The organism is Micromonospora sp. NPDC047730, from assembly GCF_043204765.1.
Taxonomy (GTDB): domain Bacteria; phylum Actinomycetota; class Actinomycetes; order Mycobacteriales; family Micromonosporaceae; genus Micromonospora.
The window spans coordinates 1-5,274 of sequence record NZ_JBIDCU010000056.1 but is presented as its reverse complement, the minus strand read 5'-3'; the positions used below and the strand labels follow the sequence as shown (position 1 = coordinate 5,274).

At 57.9% G+C, this 5,274-nt stretch carries 3 rRNA genes; all 3 read left to right on the top strand.

Going from position 1 to position 5,274, the window contains the following annotated elements:
• The first annotated feature begins 66 nt into the window (after window positions 1–66).
• Window positions 67–1,583: ribosomal RNA gene (locus tag ACGF5G_RS35610) — 16S ribosomal RNA — on the top strand.
• 375 nt (window positions 1,584–1,958) lie between these two features.
• Window positions 1,959–5,067 (top strand): 23S ribosomal RNA (locus tag ACGF5G_RS35605).
• Between the two features lie 86 nt (window positions 5,068–5,153).
• Window positions 5,154–5,270: ribosomal RNA gene (gene rrf / locus ACGF5G_RS35600) — 5S ribosomal RNA — on the top strand.
• The 16S, 23S and 5S rRNA genes sit together here, the layout of an rRNA operon.
• Window positions 5,271–5,274 lie beyond the last annotated feature (4 nt).

Below are 5,274 nucleotides of genomic sequence, written 5' to 3'. Positions count from 1 at the left end.
TTGGTTTGGCTGGTTTTGGATTCCTTTGGCAACACATGTTGTCGGGATGACTGTTTCAACAGGTTTTTGTTGGAGAGTTTGATCCTGGCTCAGGACGAACGCTGGCGGCGTGCTTAACACATGCAAGTCGAGCGGAAAGGCCCTTCGGGGTACTCGAGCGGCGAACGGGTGAGTAACACGTGAGCAACCTGCCCTAGGCTTTGGGATAACCCCGGGAAACCGGGGCTAATACCGAATAGGACCTCTGACCGCATGGTTGGTGGTGGAAAGTTTTTCGGCCTGGGATGGGCTCGCGGCCTATCAGCTTGTTGGTGGGGTGATGGCCTACCAAGGCGACGACGGGTAGCCGGCCTGAGAGGGCGACCGGCCACACTGGGACTGAGACACGGCCCAGACTCCTACGGGAGGCAGCAGTGGGGAATATTGCACAATGGGCGGAAGCCTGATGCAGCGACGCCGCGTGAGGGATGACGGCCTTCGGGTTGTAAACCTCTTTCAGCAGGGACGAAGCGTAAGTGACGGTACCTGCAGAAGAAGCGCCGGCCAACTACGTGCCAGCAGCCGCGGTAAGACGTAGGGCGCGAGCGTTGTCCGGATTTATTGGGCGTAAAGAGCTCGTAGGCGGCTTGTCGCGTCGACTGTGAAAACCCGCAGCTCAACTGCGGGCCTGCAGTCGATACGGGCAGGCTAGAGTTCGGTAGGGGAGACTGGAATTCCTGGTGTAGCGGTGAAATGCGCAGATATCAGGAGGAACACCGGTGGCGAAGGCGGGTCTCTGGGCCGATACTGACGCTGAGGAGCGAAAGCGTGGGGAGCGAACAGGATTAGATACCCTGGTAGTCCACGCTGTAAACGTTGGGCGCTAGGTGTGGGGGGCCTCTCCGGTTCCCTGTGCCGCAGCTAACGCATTAAGCGCCCCGCCTGGGGAGTACGGCCGCAAGGCTAAAACTCAAAGGAATTGACGGGGGCCCGCACAAGCGGCGGAGCATGCGGATTAATTCGATGCAACGCGAAGAACCTTACCTGGGTTTGACATGGCCGCAAAACCGGCAGAGATGTCGGGTCCTTCGGGGGCGGTCACAGGTGGTGCATGGCTGTCGTCAGCTCGTGTCGTGAGATGTTGGGTTAAGTCCCGCAACGAGCGCAACCCTCGTTCGATGTTGCCAGCGCGTTATGGCGGGGACTCATCGAAGACTGCCGGGGTCAACTCGGAGGAAGGTGGGGATGACGTCAAGTCATCATGCCCCTTATGTCCAGGGCTTCACGCATGCTACAATGGCCGGTACAATGGGCTGCGATACCGTGAGGTGGAGCGAATCCCAAAAAGCCGGTCTCAGTTCGGATCGGGGTCTGCAACTCGACCCCGTGAAGTCGGAGTCGCTAGTAATCGCAGATCAGCAACGCTGCGGTGAATACGTTCCCGGGCCTTGTACACACCGCCCGTCACGTCACGAAAGTCGGCAACACCCGAAGCCGGTGGCCCAACCCCTTGTGGGAGGGAGCCGTCGAAGGTGGGGCTGGCGATTGGGACGAAGTCGTAACAAGGTAGCCGTACCGGAAGGTGCGGCTGGATCACCTCCTTTCTAAGGAGCACCTTCACCTGAAAGGGTGTAAGGAGCCCGCGACCTGCGAATGTCGGGTCGGGGTGCTCAATGGCGGAGACACTGGCGAGTTTTTCTCTGGCAACGGCCGCGATGATCTAGTACACGCCTCCTTGGGGGTGCAGGAACGGTCGGGTTGGTGCGGCTGGGGAGGAATGATTAGCACCCTGTTGGGTCCTGAAAGAACAACCGGTGGTTGTTTCTTTCGGAGCCTTGAGCGGAACCGGTGTGTTCCGTGGGCTGCCAGGCATGGCCTGGTGTGGCATACCGCCGGCGGTGGTCGGGCTGGTGTCGCACGGATCGGGTTGTGGGTTGGTCGTTTGTTGAGAATTGCACAGTGGACGCGAGCATCTTTGTGGTCAAGTTGTCAAGGGCGAACGGTGGATGCCTTGGCACCAGGAGCCGATGAAGGACGTGGGAGGCCGCGATAGGCCTGGGGGAGCTGTCAACCGAGCTGTGATCCCAGGGTGTCCGAATGGGGGAACCCGGCATCAGTCATGTGATGTCACCTGCACCTGAACACATAGGGTGTATGGAGGGAACGCGGGGAAGTGAAACATCTCAGTACCCGTAGGAAGAGAAAACAAATTAGTGATTCCGTGAGTAGTGGCGAGCGAAAGCGGATTGAGGCTAAACCGGCTGCGTGTGATACCTGTCAGGGGTTGCGTGGTCGGGGTTGTGGGACCCTGCTGAGTGTACTGACATGCGCTCAAGGAGTTATAAAGCCAGTTGCTAGCCGAACAGTCTGGAATGGCTGACCGTAGGCGGTGATAGTCCGGTAGGTGAAAGTGGCTGGTCTCCTGTGGGTGTTCCCGAGTAGCGGCGGACCCCTGAAATCTGCCGTGAATCTGCCAGGACCACCTGGTAAGCCTAAATACTTCCTGGTGACCGATAGCGGACGAGTACCGTGAGGGAATGGTGAAAAGTACCCCGGGAGGGGAGTGAAATAGTACCTGAAACCGTTCGCCTACAATCCGTCGGAGCCTTGCGGGGTGACGGCGTGCCTTTTGAAGAATGAGCCTGCGAGTTAGTGGCATGTGGCGAGGTTAACCCGTGTGGGGGAGCCGTAGCGAAAGCGAGTCTGAATAGGGCGATTCAGTCGCGTGTCCTAGACCCGAAGCGGAGTGATCTAGCCATGGGCAGGCTGAAGCGCGGGTAAGACCGCGTGGAGGGCCGAACCCACCAACGTTGAAAAGTTGGGGGATGACCTGTGGTTAGGGGTGAAAGGCCAATCAAACTCCGTGATAGCTGGTTCTCCCCGAAATGCATTTAGGTGCAGCGTCGCGTGTTTCTTGCCGGAGGTAGAGCACTGGATGGTCTAGGGGGCCCACAAGCTTACCGAAATCAGCCAAACTCCGAATGCCGGTAAGTGAGAGCGCGGCAGTGAGACTGCGGGGGATAAGCTTCGTAGTCGAGAGGGAAACAGCCCAGATCACCAGCTAAGGCCCCTAAGCGTGTGCTAAGTGGAAAAGGATGTGGGGTCGCATAGACAACCAGGAGGTTGGCTTAGAAGCAGCCACCCTTTAAAGAGTGCGTAATAGCTCACTGGTCAAGTGGTTCCGCGCCGACAATGTAGCGGGGCTCAAGCACACCGCCGAAGCTGTGGCATTCACATTTTTACCTCGCGGTGCCTTGATGTGCCGTGCAGGTGTGTGGATGGGTAGGGGAGCGTCGTGCCGCGAGTGAAGCATCCGAGTGATCGAGGTGTGGACGCGGCACGAGTGAGAATGCAGGCATGAGTAGCGAAAGAAGGGTGAGAAACCCTTCCGCCGGATGACCAAGGGTTCCAGGGCCAGGCTAATCCGCCCTGGGTGAGTCGGGACCTAAGGCGAGGCCGAGAGGCGTAGTCGATGGACAACGGGTTGATATTCCCGTACCCGCGAAAGAGCGTCCCTGATGAACCTCGTTGTGCTAACCACCCAAACCATCCAAGACCTTCGGGTTGAGGGTGGGGAGCGTGGGAACCTGGCGGGTAGTAGTCAAGCGATGGGGTGACGCAGGAAGGTAGCTGAGCCCGGCCGGTGGTTGTGCCGGGGTAAGCGTGTAGGCCGTACCATAGGCAAATCCGTGGTGCATGTAGGCTGAGACGTGATGCCGAGCCGATTCAGGTGAAGTCAGTGATCCTATGCTGCCGAGAAAAGCCTCTAGCGAGTTCTGAGCGGCCCGTACCCCAAACCGACACAGGTGGTCAGGTAGAGAATACCGAGGCGATCGGGCGAACTGTGGTTAAGGAACTCGGCAAATTGCCCCCGTAACTTAGGGAGAAGGGGGGCCGGAGACGTGAAGCCCCGCGCGGGTGGAGCGTTGTATGGCCGCAGAGAGCAGGGGGAAGCGACTGTTTACTAAAAACACAGGTCCATGCGAAGAAGTAATTCGATGTATATGGACTGACGCCTGCCCGGTGCTGGAACGTTAAGGGGACCTGTTAGCTCTTCGGGGCGAAGCGGAGAACTTAAGCGCCAGTAAACGGCGGTGGTAACTATAACCATCCTAAGGTAGCGAAATTCCTTGTCGGGTAAGTTCCGACCTGCACGAATGGCGTAACGACTTCCCCACTGTCTCAACCACAGGCCCGGCGAAATTGCATTACGAGTAAAGATGCTCGTTACGCGCGGCAGGACGGAAAGACCCCGGGACCTTTACTATAGCTTGACATTGGTATCCGAATTAGCTTGTGTAGGATAGGTGGGAGCCGGTGAAGCTCATACGCCAGTATGGGTGGAGGCAATCTTGAAATACCACTCTGGTTGATTTGGGTATCTAACTTCGGACCGTTATCCGGTTCAGGGACAGTGTCTGGTGGGTAGTTTAACTGGGGCGGTTGCCTCCTAAAGGGTAACGGAGGCGCCCAAAGGTTCCCTCAGCCTGGTTGGCAATCAGGTGTTGAGTGCAAGTACACAAGGGAGCTTGACTGTGAGACTGACAGGTCGAGCAGGGACGAAAGTCGGGACTAGTGATCCGGCACTTGCGAGTGGAAGCGGTGTCGCTCAACGGATAAAAGGTACCCCGGGGATAACAGGCTGATCTTCCCCAAGAGTCCATATCGACGGGATGGTTTGGCACCTCGATGTCGGCTCGTCGCATCCTGGGGCTGTAGCAGGTCCCAAGGGTTGGGCTGTTCGCCCATTAAAGCGGTACGCGAGCTGGGTTTAGAACGTCGTGAGACAGTTCGGTCCCTATCCGCCGTGCGCGTAGGATACTTGAGAAGGGCTGTCCCTAGTACGAGAGGACCGGGACGGACGAACCTCTGGTGTGCCAGTTGTCCCGCCAGGGGCACGGCTGGTTAGCTACGTTCGGAAGGGATAACCGCTGAAAGCATCTAAGCGGGAAGCTCGCTTCAAGATGAGGTATCCCACCCACTTTGTGGGGTAAGGCCCCCAGCTAGACGACTGGGTTGATAGGCCGGAAATGTAAGCCCGGTAACGGGTTCAGTTGACCGGTACTAATAGGCCGAGGACTTGACTACTAAGCTGCTACGCGTCCACTGTGCAACTCTCGATGAACGAACAACAGACCGCGTGTGTGTGGTGTTGTTTGATATGTCGATAGAGTTACGGCGGTCATGGCGGAGGGGAAACGCCCGGTTACATTCCGAACCCGGAAGCTAAGCCCTCCAGCGCCGATGGTACTGCACTCGGGAGGGTGTGGGAGAGTAGGACACCGCCGGACAATC